The sequence below is a fragment of the Massilia sp. CF038 genome (genome assembly GCF_900129765.1).
Classification (GTDB): Bacteria; Pseudomonadota; Gammaproteobacteria; order Burkholderiales; family Burkholderiaceae_D; genus Telluria_A.
In genome coordinates, this window is sequence record NZ_FQWU01000001.1 from 203,211 (window position 1) to 218,317 (window position 15,107).

At 61.8% G+C, this 15,107-nt stretch carries 9 protein-coding genes; 7 read left to right on the forward strand and 2 right to left on the reverse strand.

The features are described 5' to 3' along the window. The first annotated feature begins 170 nt into the window (after window positions 1–170). Entirely contained in the window at window positions 171–2,642 is a 2,472-nt protein-coding gene (locus BUC24_RS00940; RefSeq protein WP_073212220.1) for a sensor domain-containing protein, read from the forward strand. On the opposite strand, the gene BUC24_RS00945 is transcribed toward BUC24_RS00940, so the two are convergent. After that, window positions 2,623–3,597: an endonuclease/exonuclease/phosphatase family protein gene (locus BUC24_RS00945; protein WP_073212221.1), complete on the reverse strand. Its 975-nt coding sequence runs from the start codon at window positions 3,595–3,597 to the stop codon at window positions 2,623–2,625. The two genes, BUC24_RS00940 and BUC24_RS00945, sit on opposite strands and share 20 nt — an antisense overlap. Before the next feature lie 38 nt (window positions 3,598–3,635). On the opposite strand from BUC24_RS00945, the gene ybaK reads away from it, so the two are divergent. The 4 genes from ybaK (at window position 3,636) to BUC24_RS00965 (ending at window position 10,133) form a co-directional block, all read left to right on the forward strand. Continuing rightward, window positions 3,636–4,127, forward strand: coding sequence for a Cys-tRNA(Pro) deacylase (ybaK, locus tag BUC24_RS00950; protein WP_073212222.1), 492 nt, complete (start codon window positions 3,636–3,638; stop codon window positions 4,125–4,127). A 102-nt stretch (window positions 4,128–4,229) separates the two neighbouring features. Next, window positions 4,230–5,582: an MFS transporter gene (locus BUC24_RS00955; protein ID WP_229447936.1), complete on the forward strand. Its 1,353-nt coding sequence runs from the start codon at window positions 4,230–4,232 to the stop codon at window positions 5,580–5,582. A 19-nt stretch (window positions 5,583–5,601) separates the two neighbouring features. Beyond that, a complete protein-coding gene (locus BUC24_RS00960; protein ID WP_073212223.1) occupies window positions 5,602–7,956 on the forward strand; it encodes a GH36-type glycosyl hydrolase domain-containing protein in 2,355 nt (784 codons plus the stop codon). Further along, window positions 7,953–10,133, forward strand: coding sequence for a beta-glucosidase family protein (locus BUC24_RS00965; RefSeq protein WP_073212224.1), 2,181 nt, complete (start codon window positions 7,953–7,955; stop codon window positions 10,131–10,133). The genes BUC24_RS00960 and BUC24_RS00965 overlap by 4 nt, the downstream gene beginning before the upstream one ends. Before the next feature lie 11 nt (window positions 10,134–10,144). Here BUC24_RS00965 and BUC24_RS00970 read toward each other — a convergent pair whose 3' ends face one another. Continuing rightward, the gene (locus BUC24_RS00970; RefSeq protein WP_073212225.1) at window positions 10,145–11,170 is read right to left on the reverse strand and encodes an HTH-type transcriptional regulator GntR; all 1,026 of its coding nucleotides are present in this window, start codon (window positions 11,168–11,170) and stop codon (window positions 10,145–10,147) included. Window positions 11,171–11,501: 331 nt separating this feature from the next. Between BUC24_RS00970 and BUC24_RS00975 the strand changes: the two genes are divergently transcribed. Next, entirely contained in the window at window positions 11,502–12,035 is a 534-nt protein-coding gene (locus BUC24_RS00975; protein ID WP_229447937.1) for a gluconokinase, read from the forward strand. Window positions 12,036–12,161: 126 nt separating this feature from the next. After that, window positions 12,162–15,089 carry a TonB-dependent receptor domain-containing protein gene (locus tag BUC24_RS00980; protein ID WP_073212226.1) on the forward strand — a complete coding sequence of 976 codons (2,928 nt, stop codon included), beginning with the start codon at window positions 12,162–12,164 and terminating at the stop codon, window positions 15,087–15,089. Window positions 15,090–15,107 lie beyond the last annotated feature (18 nt).

Here is a 15,107-nt window from a genome sequence, read left to right on the forward strand (position 1 = left end):
GGACGATGAAATGCAAAAAAGACGGATAAAACGCGCGGCCGGAGGATGAACGGGACTTGGTCGAAATCTCCTTTGCGCCCGCACAAGGGCCTTGTCCGGCATGCGGACAAAAATGCATACACCAGAGGCGCGCCGCCTGGCCGCCTGCATTCGCCTATGAAGGAACGCCTGTGAGCAAGACTGCAACAAACACCTTCGAGCCCGAGGGCCCGGGCCGCGAGGCGCTCGACACCCTGTACCGCTTTGTCGCCGCGCTCGAACTCACGCCCACGGTGGCGGTGCACAGCATCGATCCCAACGGGTTGGTACGTTTCTGGAACCACAGTTGCGAAACCATCTTCGGCGTGCCGGCACGCGAGGCCATCGGGCGCCCCCTGACCAGCCTGGTTTCACACCTGGACAAGGAAACCGAGTTTGAAGACACCCTGGGCGGCATCTGGCATACCCGCCGTTCGCCGGCACCGCGCGACTGGCATGTGCGCCGCCTGGACGGCAAGGAACTCTGGACTTACTCCAGTCACTTTCCCATCATGCGCGACGGTGAGGTGCAGCAAGTGTTCTGTATGGAAGTGGACATCAGCCAACGCAAAGTTGACGAACAAGCATTATTGGAGGCGGGCGCCAACTTCCGCCAGCTGTTCGAGCGTTCGCATGACGCTATTGTACTGATCGAAGGCAATGCCATTGTCGATGCCAACCCGGCGGCCCTGCAGCTGTTTCATGTGCCCGACAAAGATGCCATTCTGGGCAAGACGCTGATCGATTTTTCGCCCGTCCATCAGCCATCGGGCGACTCCTCGCTCATGGCAGACGCATCCCAGAGCGCGCAAAACTTCATTGAAGGCAATCGACGCTACGAGTGGGAGTTCAAGCTGGCCGACGGCACAACATTCTGGTCTGAAATCCTCCTTACCTCGGTCGCACTTGACCATCAGCTCCTGTCGTATGCGGTCGTGCGCGACATTTCCAGTCGCAAAACAACCGAAAGCACCTTGCAAATGGCGGCGCACGTGTTTGAGAACAGCCGCGACGCCATCGCCATTGCCGACCTCGATCATCGGGTGCTGGCGGTCAATCATGCCTTTGTCCACATGACCGGGATTGCCGCCACCGAGGTGGTGGGGCGCGAGTTGCCACAGTTGCAAAGCGATATGCATGAGCCGGCCTTCTTTCAGCAAATCTGGGATTTTGTCGGCAACAACACGCACTGGGAGGGTGAGGTCTGGAGCAAGATCGGCAACGGCCAGGAACAGCCGCTCTGGGTTGCGCTCACCGCTATTTACGATAGTGCCGGCACGCTCTCGAACTATATGGTGATCCTGTCCGACATGACCGACCGCAAGCGGATCGAAGAACACACGCGCCATCTGGCCGAACACGATTTTCTGACCGATCTGCCGAACCGCGTGCTGTTCCTCGACCGTCTGCAGCAGGCGCTGGCCACGGCGCGCCGCAAAGGCACCAAAGTCGCCGTGATGTTTGTCGACCTGGACCGCTTCAAGGGCATCAACGACAGCTTTGGCCATCACGTGGGTGACACCGTGCTCAAGGAAGTGGCCAGCCGCCTGAGCGGCTGCGTGCGCAATGTCGACACGGTCAGCCGCCAGGGCGGCGATGAATTTGTCGTCATTCTCAGCGACATTGGCGGGGCAGATCAGGCAGCGCACGTCGCTGGCAGCGTCATGCAGGCCGTGGCCCGTCCGGTGCAGGCAGACGCGCGCACGATCAGTATTTCGGTATCGATCGGCATCAGCATTTGTCCGGAAGATGGCGAAGATATTGACACCCTGCTCAAGCATGCCGACGTGGCCATGTACCATGCCAAGCAGAGCGGGCGCAATGCCTTCAGCTTTTTCAACGAAGACATGAACGCGCGGGTGACCGAAAAGGTCCAGCTCGAAAACGCCTTGCGCCATGCGCTCGATCAGCAGGAGTTCGAGTTGGCCTACCAACCCGAGATCGACATGTGCAGCGGCCTGACTGTGGGCGTGGAGGCATTGCTGCGCTGGCGCCATCCGCAGCGCGGCTTGCTGCTGCCGCATCAATTCCTTGATGTGGCCGAAGAGTGCGGCCTGATCGTCCCGATCGGTAACTGGGTACTACGCGAGGCGTGCGAGCGCGCACGCAGCTGGCACGATGCAGGCTTGCGGGTGGCGGTGGCGGTCAATCTGTCAGCGGTGCAGTTTACTCACGATGATCTGCTTGGCAATGTCGAACTGGCGCTGTCCGAGTCGGGCTTGCCGCCCGAAATGCTGGACCTCGAAATTACCGAGGGGGTGATCATGAGCGGCAATCCCAAGGCTGTGGCCACCGTCACGGCCTTGCGCAGGCGTGGCATTCGGCTCACCATCGATGATTTCGGCACGGGCTTCTCCAGCCTGAGCTATTTACGCCGCTTCTCGCTGTCCAAACTCAAGATCGACCGTTCCTTCGTTGACGATATCCTCAAACAGCCCGACGATGCCGACATGATTGCCGCCATCATTGCCGTGGCGCGCAGCCTGAAGTTGCGGGTCACCGCCGAAGGCGTGGAAACGGCAGCGCAATTGCGCTTTTTACGCGACCATGGCTGCGACGAATACCAGGGCCATTACGCAGCCTCGGCCGAGGCAGAGCCGGACCTTACACGCCGGCATCACTAAGCCCACGCATTTCATCAAACAGGCGGATGCGGGCAATTACCTGGCCGTGGTCCGAGGCAGCCGGCAGTTCCAGCACCACATGGTCGTTCAGATACACCACGTCAATCACTTCGCCGATGGCATTGGGCAGGGCAGGGTTGAATTCTTCCGACACTAATATATGGTCGATCGTGGTGTAACTGCCGTCGTGCATGATCGAGAAACCCACATGGCGCAGGTGGTCCTGCCGCTGTTGCAGTTGGCAGGCATCGAACAGACGTCCGGACATGGCGCTGCCATTGCCCATCACAATCGTGGTGGACACGGCGTCCGCCACATCGTTGAAGTCGCCCAGCACCACCTGCGGGCGCTTGTTGCGCTGCGCCATACCGGTCAGCAGCACGCGCAGGGCGACCGCCTCGGTGCCGCGCCGCACCAGCGAGCGCAGGCAGGCCAGGCCGAACAGCAGCGGGTCCTCGATGCTGTCGCCATTGCGGTAATCGGGCCGCTTGGACTTCAGATGCACGACCACCACATCGACCACGCAATCGGGCGACACCTGCACCGCCGCATGGATCACGGCGCGCGAAAAAGTGCCCACTTCACGGCTGCCTTCTGGCATGGCCACACCGTCGGGAAAGGCCGCATGCAGCGTACCTGGCGTGCTCAGCGGCAGCCGCGACACCAGTGCCACCGACGGCGTGAGCCGTTCGGCGCCCGGGTCGGGATCGAAGCCCACATGGGTGGCGTCGCGGTAATGGCGGGTGCGGGCAAGGGCTTCGCGCAGCACGGCCTGCGAAAAAATTTCCTGGAATCCGATCACGTCCGCGTCCAGCAGGTCGATCTGGCGCGCGGTCCAGTCCAGCTTTGCCTCGTATTGCTCGGCCGTCAGCGGCAGCAAATTGTCGTACAGCTGTTGCCCAGCGGGGGCCAGGTTGAACGCATTGAAGGTGGCAAAGCGGATTTCTTGCTGCATAATAAGAAGCTCCTCATTGAACGTTTAGCGTATCACGCATGGCCAAGAAAGAGCACATTTCCGAAACCCCGGCAACGCAGTTCTTGCGCAAGCAGGCGGTCGTGTTTACCGAGCATCCCTATGCCTACGAAGAAAAGGGCGGCACCAAAGTGTCTGCGCGCGAACTGGGCGTGGCCGAACACGACGTGGTCAAGACGCTGGTGATGCAGGATGAAGCGGCGCGCCCGCTCATCGTCCTCATGCATGGCGACTGCAAGGTGTCCACCAAAAATCTGGCGCGTGCCATCGGGTGCAAGTCGGTCGAGCCATGCAAGCCCGAGGTGGCGCAGCGCCATTCCGGCTATCAGGTGGGCGGCACCTCGCCGTTTGGCTTGCGTAAGGCCATGCCGGTGTACGTGGAAGAATCGATCCTGGCGCTGGAGAAGATTTACATCAACGGCGGACGGCGCGGTTACCTGGTGGGCATGGCGCCGCAGGTACTGGTCGACCAGCTGGGTGCCAAAGCGGTGACCTGCGCGCTGGCCGAGTGAGCGGCGGCTGCCGTTGCTTCAAAATCAAGTTGACAAGAATTCAGCCCCAAGGCCATACTGCGCCAGATAATGTTAGCGCTAACACTTCTTTGAAAGTTACCCGTGTCCGCAATCGTTCTGTCCTGGCGTGAAAAGCTCAGCTACGGCATCGCCGACATGGGGTTCAACTTCTATTGGACCAACGTGTCCACCTTCCTGCTGATTTTCTACACGGACGTGTTCGGTTTGACTGCCGCGGCGGCGGCGTCGATGATGTTCATCATCAAGATCATTAACGCCTTCACAGATCCCATGATCGGTGCGCTGGCCGACCGGACCAGCACCCGCTGGGGCAAGTTCCGGCCCTTTCTGATGTGGGGCGCGCTGCCGCTGGCCGGTGCCGCCGTGCTGACCTACACCACGCCCGACCTGTCCGGGGACGGCAAGCTGGTCTGGGCCTATTGCACCTATCTGCTGATGATGGTGTGCTACACCTGCATCAATATTCCCTACAACGCCTTGTCGGGTGTGATGTCGAGCGACCCGCAGCAGCGCACTTCGATTAACGGCCTGCGCTTCATCTTCGCCTTTGGCGGCAGCACGCTGGTGACTGCGGCCACGCCCTGGCTGGTGCGCGCGCTCGGCGGGGCCGACGTGCAGCGCGGCTGGCAGCTGACCATGATTGTGTGGGGCGTGGCGGCAGCCTGCCTGTTCGCGGTCACCTTCTTCAACACGCGCGAGCGCATCGCCCCACCGCCGGGCCAGAAAAGCGACGTGATGCAGGACATTCGCGACCTGACCCGCAACGGCCCGTGGGTGGTGCTGTTCTTCCTCGCGCTGATCATCATGGTCACCATTACCCTGCGCGGAACCACGGCAGCTTACTACTTCAAATATGTGGTGGGGCGCCCCGAGCTGATTGCCTCTTTCATCCCGGCGTACATGATCGCGGCCAGTATCGGCGCCGCGCTCACGCCGGTCATGACGCGCTTCGTTGACAAGAAGCGCCTGATGATCATTCTCATGAGCCTGACCACGCTGCTGTCGTGCGGCTTCTTCTTCGTTCCCAGTGACCAGGTGGCGCTGATGTATGTGCTGCAGGTGGCGATGGGCTTTGTGCTCGGGCCAAAATCACCGCTGGCGTTTTCCATGTACGCCGACACTGCCGACTACAATGAATGGCGCACTGGCCGGCGCGCCACCGGCATGACGTTTGCTGCCGCCACCTTCTCGCAAAAGCTCGGCACGGCAGTGGCCGTGGCGGTGATTGGTTCGATTTTCACGGCGCTGGGTTACGTGCCGAACGCCACGCAAAGCGCCGGTTCGCAGGAAGGCATTGTGTGGCTGATGTCCTTCATTCCAGCCTTGTTTGCCTTGCTGGCGGTACTGTGCATGTTCTTCTACCAGCTCGATGGTAAAAAACTCGCGATGGTCCAGGCCGAGCTTCTGGAGCGCAAAGCAGCACAATCAATATAAAAATTACGGAGACAGTTTCATGTTACGCCCAACTGATGGCGGCGAGCGCTTCGAGCTTGCCAGTCCGACCGCCATGCCCAATGCCGCAGGCTTTCTGTGGAATCGCAAGATGATGATCCAGGCCACCTCCCGTGGTTACGCGGTGGCCCAGTTCATGCAGCCGGAGCCGGCCAAATACGCGCATGCGCCCAATTTGCAGGCCAAGTCCTTCATGCAGCCGGAGCAGGCCTACTACGCGCACCATCCGGGCCGCTTTGTCTACATTCGCGATGACGAGAGCGGCCAGCTGTTCTCGGCACCGCACGAACCGGTGCGCCAGCAGCCGGACAGCTTTACTTTCTCGGTCGGGAAATCGGACCTGCTGTGGCGTGTCGAGCATCTGGGCTTGCGGGTGGAACTGCGCCTTGGCCTGCCGACCGACGACGTGGTGGAGCTGTGGACCCTGACCGTGACAAATCTGAGCGGCCGCCCGCGCCACATCAGCGTCACGCCGTATTTCCCGATCGGGTACATGTCATGGATGAACCAGTCGGGCGAATACCGTCCCGACCTGGGCGGCATTGTCGCAAGCTGCGTTACCCCCTATCAGAAGGTGGAAGACCACTTCAAGCAGAAGGACTTCAAGGACAAGACTTACTTTTTGTGCGAAGACGCGCCTGATTCGTGGGAAGTCAATCAGGCAGCGTTTGAAGGCGAGGGCGGTCTGCACAATCCCGCCGGCTTGCAGCACGACTCGCTGGCAGGCGGCGATGCCCGTTACGAGACCCCGGCAGCCGTAGTGCAGTACAAGCTGCCGCTCGCACCGTCGCAGGTCGTTCAAAAACGCTTCCTGTTCGGCCCCGCGTTCGACGACGCTGAAATTGCGCGCATGCGCACGCGTTACCTGTCGGCCGAGTCGTTTGCGCGGACCGCAACCGAATACGCACAATACATCGCCGGAGGCAGCGGTTGCCTGCGCATTCACACGCCCGACAAGGAACTCGACAACTTCGTCAATCACTGGCTGCCACGCCAGGTGTTCTATCACGGCGACGTCAATCGTCTGACCACCGATCCCCAGACCCGCAACTACCTGCAGGACAACATGGGCATGAGCTTCGTGAAGCCGTCGGTGATGCGCGCCGCCTTCCTTCACGCGCTTGGACAGCAGGAGAACACCGGGGCTATGCCGGACGGGATTTTGCTGGTCGACGGTGCGGAGCTCAAGTACATCAACCAGGTGCCACATACCGACCACTGCGTCTGGCTGCCGATCGCGCTGGAAGCGTATCTCGACGAAACCGCCGACTGGACGCTGCTTGACGAAGTGGTGACCGACGTCAGCGGCCGCAGAGAAACGGTGGCGACCCGAATGGGCCGCGCGATGGACTGGCTGCTCAAGGAACGCGATGCGCGCGGCTTGTCCTTCATTGCGCAAGGCGACTGGTGCGACCCAATGAATATGGTGGGTTACAAGGGCAGGGGCGTGTCTGGCTGGCTGACTGTGGCTGCGGCCTACGCGCTGAATCTGTGGGCCGGCATGTGCGAACAGAGCGGAGCGCAGGAACAGGCAACGCACTTCCGCGCTGGCGCGGCCAGCATGAATGCCGCTGCCAACGAACACTTGTGGGACGGGCGCTGGTATGCGCGCGGCATCACGGACGACAACGTCAAGTTCGGCGTCAAGCAAGATGTGGAAGGCCGCATCTTCCTCAATCCACAGGCATGGGCGATGCTGTCAGGTGCCGCCAGCGGCGAACAGCGCCGCTGCATGCTGAACGAAGTGGAGCAGCAGCTGCATTCGCCCTACGGTGTGAGCATGTTCGCGCCGCCGTACAGCAAAATGCGCGACGACGTTGGCCGCGTCACGCAAAAGCATCCTGGTTCAGCGGAGAACGGTGCCGTCTACAACCATGCTGCCATTTTCTACATCTATAGTCTGTACACAGTCGGTGAAACCGAACGCGCCTACCAGCTGCTGCGCCAGATGATCCCTGGCCCGGATGAAGCGGATTACCTGCAGCGCGGCCAGATGCCTGTGTTCATCCCCAACTACTATCGCGGGGCGCATCGCGAATATCCTCGCACGGCAGGGCGATCGAGCCAGCTGTTCAACACCGGTACCGTGTCATGGGCTTATCGCTGCCTGGTGGAAGGGCTGTGCGGCTTGAAGGGAGACCGCAACGGGTTGCTGGTGCAACCGAACATGCCGGCAGCCTGGAACAGCATGCAAGTCGAACGCAGCTTCCGTGGTGCCCATTTCACGCTCAATATCAAGCGCGCCGAAGTGGGCGCAATACAGGTCTGGCGCGACGGGCAGCAGCTCGCACAAGCGCGTATCGACACCTTCGCCGCCGGCGATCACATTCAACTCGAGGTCCTTCTGCCACTATGAAAACCAAACCGAAATCGGTCGCCCTGGCTGTATCGGCCGCGCTGTTCCTGCAAACCGCCCAGGCAGCGACCCCCGATGAGCGCGCGTCGCAAGCCGTTGCCCAAATGACGATGGCGGAAAAAATCCAGACCGTGTTTGCCTATTTTTCCACTGACTTCAAGGGCGTCGCGCGGCCGAAGGAAGGGGTGCCGCAGGCGGCCGGCTTCATTTACGGCGTCGAGCGTCTGGGCATTCCGCATCAGCAGCTGACCGACGCTGGCATCGGCGTGGCCAGCCAGCGCGGCGAGAAGGTGCGCGAGCGTACCGCTCTCCCGGCAGGCATTGCCACTGCTGCCACCTGGAACCCCGCCCTGGCATACGCCGGCGGCGCCATGATCGGCAAGGAGGCCAGGCTGTCGGGCCACAATGTGCTGCTGGCCGGTGGCGTCAACCTTGTGCGCGAGCCGCGTAACGGCCGCAATTTTGAATACGGCGGCGAGGATCCACTGCTGGCCGGGATCATGGTCGGCGAGCAGATTCGGGGCATTCAGTCGAACCATGTGATCTCCACGCTCAAGCACTTCGCCTTCAACGACCAGGAAACGGGCCGCAATCATCATGACACCAAGATTGGCGAAGCTGCGGCGCGCATGTCAGACCTGCTGGCCTTCCAGATCGCGCTGGAGCGGGGTGATCCCGGCTCGGTGATGTGTTCGTACAACCGCGTGCGCGGCGACTACGCCTGCGAGAGCGACTGGCTGCTCAACAAAGTACTCAAGCGGGACTGGGGATTCAAGGGTTACGTGATGTCCGACTGGGGTGCGACCCATTCCACCATCCCCGCCGCACTGCGCGGTCTGGACCAGCAATCCGGCTGGCCGTTCGACAAGTCCCCCTACTTCAAAGACGCGCTGCAGGAAGCGGTGGAGAACGGTCACGTACCCGAAGCGCGCCTGAACGATATGGTGCACCGGATCGTGCGCACGATGGCCAAACATGGCTTGATGGAGCATCCGGTACAGATCGAGCCAGAAAAAATCGACTTCGCCGCGCATGCCAAAATCTCCCAGGCCGATGCCGAGGAATCGATTGTGCTTCTCAAGAACGACAAGGGCCTGTTACCACTGTCGGGCAGCGACAAGCGCATTGCCATCATTGGCGGTCACGCTGACGCCGGCGTGCTCTCGGGAGGCGGCTCGGCGCAGGTCTATCCCGTGGGCGGCCTGGCAGTACCAAACGAAGGGCCAACGGAGTTTCCGGGTCCGATCGTGTATTTCCCATCTTCGCCAATGAAATCGTTGGCCGCGCGGTCAAACGCTAAATTCGTCTACCACGACGGCAAGGACGCTGCTGCGGCAGCCAAGCTGGCTGCGGACAGCGATCTGGCAATCGTATTTGCCAATCAGTGGACCGCCGAGAGTGTGGACCAGCCCGACCTGTCCTTGCCCAACGGGCAGGACGCCGTGATCGCCGCCGTGGCCAAGGCCAATCCGCGCACGGTGGTGGTGCTGCAGACCGGTTCGCCGGTGACGATGCCCTGGCTTGCCAGTGCCGGCGCGGTGGTGGAGGCATGGTATCCCGGTACACTGGGCGGCGAGGCCATTGCGCGCGTGCTCACTGGTGAGGTCGACGCCAGCGGACGCCTGCCAATGACTTTCCCCGCCTCAGAATCGCAGCTGCCGCATCCCAAGGTGAATGGCAGCGATGCACCGCGTGACACACGCTTTCTGGTTGACTACGACGTGGAAGGCGCGGCAGTCGGATACAAATGGTTCGACAAGCGCAAGCAGACGCCCTTGTTCGCTTTCGGTCACGGCTTGTCGTACACCAGCTTTGCCTACACCGGCCTGCAGGCGGTCGCGAAAGATGGCTCGCTGGTGGTGACCTTCACCACGCAAAATAGCGGCAAGCGGGATGGCAAGGCGGTCCCGCAAGTGTATGTAGCCAAGCCGGGCGGCGCGTGGGAGGCGCCAAAGCGCCTGGGCGGCTGGGACAAGCTGGCACTCAAGGCGGGCGAGCGCCGCGCCAGCAGCGTGACCATCGACCCGCGCACGCTGGCGCTGTTTGACGCCAAATCGAACAAATGGAAAATCGCCGCTGGCGAATACGTGGTGACACTGGCCACTGCTGCCGATGCGCCTGTTGGCACGGTCAAGGTGCGCCTGCCAGCGCGCGAGTTTGCCGCTGGCGGGCGTTGAAGCGGACGGGCCTAGGCGCTTTCGCGCGGCATCAGGGTGTAGCCAAGATCGACCTGCCCGACGGCAGGTGCGCGGCCCGCAATGGCGTTGCGCAGCAAGGTCGCCGCCTCGTAGCCAATGCGATAGCGCGGCGTGCTGATGGTGGTGACCGATGGCTTCATCCAGGCTGACGCGGGCAAATCGTTAAAGCCGCACACGGCCAGCTGTTCGGGTACGGCAATGCCGCGCCGCTGGCATTGATAGATGGCGCCATGGGCCAGGTCGTCGTTGCAGCAGAAAATGGCTTCGCAATCGGGCGCCTGGGCCAGCATGCGGCCCAGCAGTTCCGCACCAAGCGCAATGCTGGAGGCATCAGGCACCATCACTTCGAGCCTTTCGTCGGCCAGGCCGGCTTCCTGCATGGCCTGGCGGTAGCCTGCCGCACGGCTCAAGGTACGCTCGTCGAGCTGGGCGCCGATGAAGCCGATGCGCTTGTGGCCTTTTTCAATGAGGTAGCGCGTCATGGTGCGCCCAGCTTCGTGCTGCGAGAACCCGACCGACATTTGGGTGGGGTCGGTGGACAGATCCATCATCGACACTACCGGTACGCCGGACGTGGCCAGCAACTGCTCGACGCGCGGGCTGTGGGTCAGACCGGACAGCAGGATGCCCATGGGATTGGACTGCAGGTAAGTGCTGAGCAGCTTCTCTTCTTCGGCATCGGAGTAGCGCGTGTTCCCGATCAGGAGCTGGTAGTTGGCTGCATCGACGACCTCCTGGATGCCGTCGATGACGGCGTTGAACACGAAGTTTGACAGCGACGGCACCAGCACCACGATCACGTTCGACTGGCTGGAAGCGAGCGCCCGCGCGGCGCGGTTCGGCACGTAGCCAAGCGCGGCCACTGCCTGTTCGACCCGCACCCGCACCTCGTCAGAGACGCGCTCCGGTTGATTGAGCGCGCGCGAAGCGGTCATGGTCGAGACGCCGGCACGTTGGGCGACGACGGCCAGGGTAGTGCGGCCGCTGGAGCGGCTCTTGCTGACAGTTCTGGTCATGAATGTTGGATCGAGGTGAAGTAGCCGTGATTCTCCCATGGGCGGCGGGGTTGGCGAAGGCGAAATCCGATTTTTTTTGAACGTGGTGGATCGTGATGGTGCGGGGCACCATCGATATTCGTTTACATCCCCGAAAACCCGAGTAGAATAAAAAATGTTAGCGCTAACCTTGGGCCGTAACGCCCGCACATCGTCCTCGCGAAGGCGGGGACCCATGGCGCGCTGGCGTTTCGACTGATTTTCTGCGCCATGGGTCCCCGCCTCCGCGAGGACGATAGTGGTTTTTTTCACGCGCTGAAATGTTAGCGCTAACCAGATCTCGGAAGGCTGGATGGAACAAGCAAGCGACAAGCAGGGGCGTGGTATTCGCTGGGTGGTGATGGGTGTCAGCGGCTGCGGCAAGAGCACAGTCGGGCGCGCGCTCGCTGCGGCACTTGGCAGTGCCTATGTGGAGGGTGACGAATTTCATCCGCCCGCCAATGTGGCCAAGATGATGGCCGGCCAGCCCCTGGATGATGAGGACCGCGCCGACTGGCTGCGCACCTTGCAGCAGCAGATCCGCAATGCGTGCGAAAGCGGCACCGGCCTGGTGGTGTCCTGTTCAGCACTGAAACGGCGCTACCGCGACTTGCTGCGCGCTGGCGATCCAGCGTTGCGCTTTGCGCATTTGCACGGCCCGCGTGAATTGATTGCAGCGCGCCTGGCAGCGCGGCGCGACCACTACATGCCGCCGCTGCTGCTCGACAGCCAGCTGGCCACGCTGGAGCCATTGGGCGCCGACGAAGCCGGTATCGCAATCGATATCCGCCACGCCCCGGAGCAACTGGTACACGACATTCTGGCCAGCGAAGGCAGCACTGCGTAGACAGCGCGCTTTCGCCAGCAGGTTTTTGGCAATCGCCGGGCGAGACGGAGCCGGCACAGGTAGCACAGCACGCGGCCCGTCAGTACAAGCCGCGCGACTATAAATGATAAAAATTGGAGACAACACATGAACGTACCAAGCCGCAGGACTGTGATGCACCTTGCCGTGGCCAGCGCATGCTGGTCGCTGGCTTCGCCGGGCTTTGCCCAGCAAGCCGCCCCCGATGCCGCCGCGCCGGCTGCCACACCGGCCGCCGCCCAGAGCGCCGAGAAAATCGAAGTGATCACGGTATCGGGCTCGCGCATCGCCTCGCGCGGCTTCTCGCAGCCCACGCCAACCACCACCCTGTCTGCGGCCGACCTTGAAAAGAACGCCAAGCCGAACGTATTCAATACATTGATCGAACTGCCTGCGCTGCAGGGCAGCACGGGCCGCACCACCGGCGCCTTCAGCACCAGCAGCGGCACCCAGGGTTTGTCTTCATTGTCCCTGCGCGGCCTGAGTCCGATCCGCACCCTGACCCTGCTCGACGGGCAGCGCGTGGTGGGTGCCAACGTGAGCGGCGTGACCGACGTCAGCCAGTTTCCGCAGCTATTGATCAAGCGCGTCGACGTGGTCACCGGCGGCGCATCCGCATCGTATGGGTCCGACGCCGTGGGTGGTGTCGTCAACTTCATCACGGATAAAAAATTCAAAGGCTTCAAGGCCAACCTGGAAGGCGGCCAGACCACCTACAGCGATGACAAGCACGGCACCGTGCAGACCGCATTCGGCAATGCCTTCATGGGCGACCGCCTGCACCTGGTGGGCAGCGCGGAGTACGGCCGCGAGAAGGGCGTGCCCAATCCTGGCTTTGGTGGCAACGCTGCCAACGGGCGTGACTGGTACAAGAGCACCGTCTTCACCAACCGTGGCTTTGGCGCGACCACCGACGGCAAACCGCAGCTGCAAGCAATCGACAATGCGCAGCAGATTCAGTACGCCAAGTACGGCCTGATTACCGAAGGTCCGCTGCGCGGTACCACCTTTGGCGAAAACGGCGCGCCCAGCCAGTTCCAGTACGGGACCAACTGCGTTGGCTCATTCTGCCAGGGCGGTGACCTGAGTGGCAACGTGGGCGCCGGCACCAGCCTGGGCATGGACCTGACGCGCAAGGTGCTGTACGGCCGTGCAGGCTTCCAGCTGGACGACAGGAACGAGATCTACGCAACCGCCAGCTGGAGCGAGGTGGATGCGAATTTCTCGCCTAATCCGGGCGCGGCCAAGCAAGGCAATCTGACCATGCGCTGCGATAACCCTTACCTGCCGCAGTCAGTGCGCGACCAGTGCACGCAGGCCGGCATCACCACCTTCCGGTACGGGACCACCAACGCCAACTTCCCGCAATTCATCGACGTCAATCCAAAGCGCACCATGAAGCGGGTGGTCGCCGGCGCTGAAGGGATGTTCAATTTGGCCGGCAAGGAATGGGGCTACAACGGCTACTTGCAGCACGGCGAAAACGAAATCGAGATCAACGTCGACAACATGACGCTGAACCGGCGCTACGACGCGGCCATTCAGGCCGTGCGCGCGCAGGATGGCTCGATCCAGTGTGCCAACCCGGCCGCCGTCGCCAGCGGCTGCAAGCCGATCAACGTGTTTGGCAACGTGCCGATCGACCCTGCCGCCTGGGCCTACATTGCGCCGTCCAACGGTCCACGCCAGTATTCAAAACAGAAGCAGGACGTGGCCAGCTTCAACCTGACCGGTGAACCGTTCGAATCCTGGGCCGGGCCGGTTGCCATCGCCGCAGGTGCCGAGTGGCGCCGCGAACAGTACTTCGTTACCGGTGACCCGTACGGCAACGGCGTTTTCGCGGACAGCCCCAACACGCCCGAGTACCCGGCCGATCCGATCCTGAGCCAGCCCGAGGGCAATCACTGGTACGCGGGGAATTACCATAACGGCCGCGGTGCCTACAATGTGCGTGAAGCCTATCTGGAAGCAAATATCCCGGTTCTCAAGTCGGCGACGTTTGGCGAAATGAACCTCAATCTGGCTGGGCGCAAAACCCACTACAGTACCTCCGGCGGCGTCGATAGCTGGAAAGTGGGCGCGACCTGGAATACCGGCTTCGATGGCTGGCGCGTGCGCGCTGTGACGTCGCAGGATGTGCGGGCGCCGAATTTGTCGGAGCTGTATGCGGCGCCAGTGGTCATCAACGCAGCTGTCAATTTTGGCGGCCAGTCGGTGCAGATTCAGCAACGCACAGTGGGTAACACCAACCTGCGGCCTGAAATCGCGCGCAACACGGTAATTGGTCTGGTGCTGAACCAGCCGTCGTGGGCGCCCGGTTTTTCTGCATCGCTCGATTATTTTGATGTCAAGGTCGAGGATGTGATTTCCAGCCTGCCGAACCAGACCCTGGTGGATCTGTGCGTGGCCGGCAACCAGGAAATCTGCGCGACCCAGCAGCTCACTGGTCCCGCGGGCAGCAATTTTGTCACGGCCCAGGCGTTTAACCTGGCTTCGCTGCGCAGCAAAGGCTACGACCTGGAACTGGCGTACCGCACCCAGCCCAACCCGCTGGGCATTCCCGGGCGCCTGACGTTCCGGGCGCTGGCCACGCACATGGAAAGCTTCCAGACCAAATCGGGCATCCCGAACACGATTCCAACCGAAGGCGCAGGCGTCAATCTGGGTAACACCCCTGACTGGAAAGTACTGGCCTCGCAATCGTGGGACTGGGACAAGCTGAGTGTGAACCTGGCAGAACGCTGGATCAGCGATGGCGTGTACAGCAATGAGTTCATCGAATGCCAGACCAACTGCCCGGTATCGACGGCGAACAACCGCACCATCTTCAACAATCAGATGAAGGGTGCGTTCTATGTCGACTTTGGCGTGTCGTACAAGATGTCGAAGGCGGTGACCTTGTACGCCAAGATCGACAACGTGGCCAATCGCGACCCGGTGGCGGCGCCACAGGAAAACCCGAGCTATGCGCTCAACCCGGCGCTGTATGACGTGTTGGGACGCACCTACCGGGCCGGCCTGCGCTACCAGTTCTAAACCACTGTCGTCCTCGCG

What these genes read in the sequence shown, in the direction of transcription:
- BUC24_RS00980 (WP_073212226.1), top strand. Translation starts at nt 12,162, where the DNA reads ATGAACGTACCAAGCCGCAGGACTGTGATGCACCTTGCCGTGGCCAGC.
- ybaK (WP_073212222.1), top strand. Translation starts at nt 3,636, where the DNA reads ATGGCCAAGAAAGAGCACATTTCCGAAACCCCGGCAACGCAGTTCTTG.
- BUC24_RS00960 (WP_073212223.1), top strand. Translation starts at nt 5,602, where the DNA reads ATGTTACGCCCAACTGATGGCGGCGAGCGCTTCGAGCTTGCCAGTCCG.
- BUC24_RS00970 (WP_073212225.1), bottom strand. Translation starts at nt 11,170, where the DNA reads ATGACCAGAACTGTCAGCAAGAGCCGCTCCAGCGGCCGCACTACCCTG.
- BUC24_RS00975 (WP_229447937.1), top strand. Translation starts at nt 11,502, where the DNA reads ATGGAACAAGCAAGCGACAAGCAGGGGCGTGGTATTCGCTGGGTGGTG.
- BUC24_RS00945 (WP_073212221.1), bottom strand. Translation starts at nt 3,597, where the DNA reads ATGCAGCAAGAAATCCGCTTTGCCACCTTCAATGCGTTCAACCTGGCC.
- BUC24_RS00965 (WP_073212224.1), top strand. Translation starts at nt 7,953, where the DNA reads ATGAAAACCAAACCGAAATCGGTCGCCCTGGCTGTATCGGCCGCGCTG.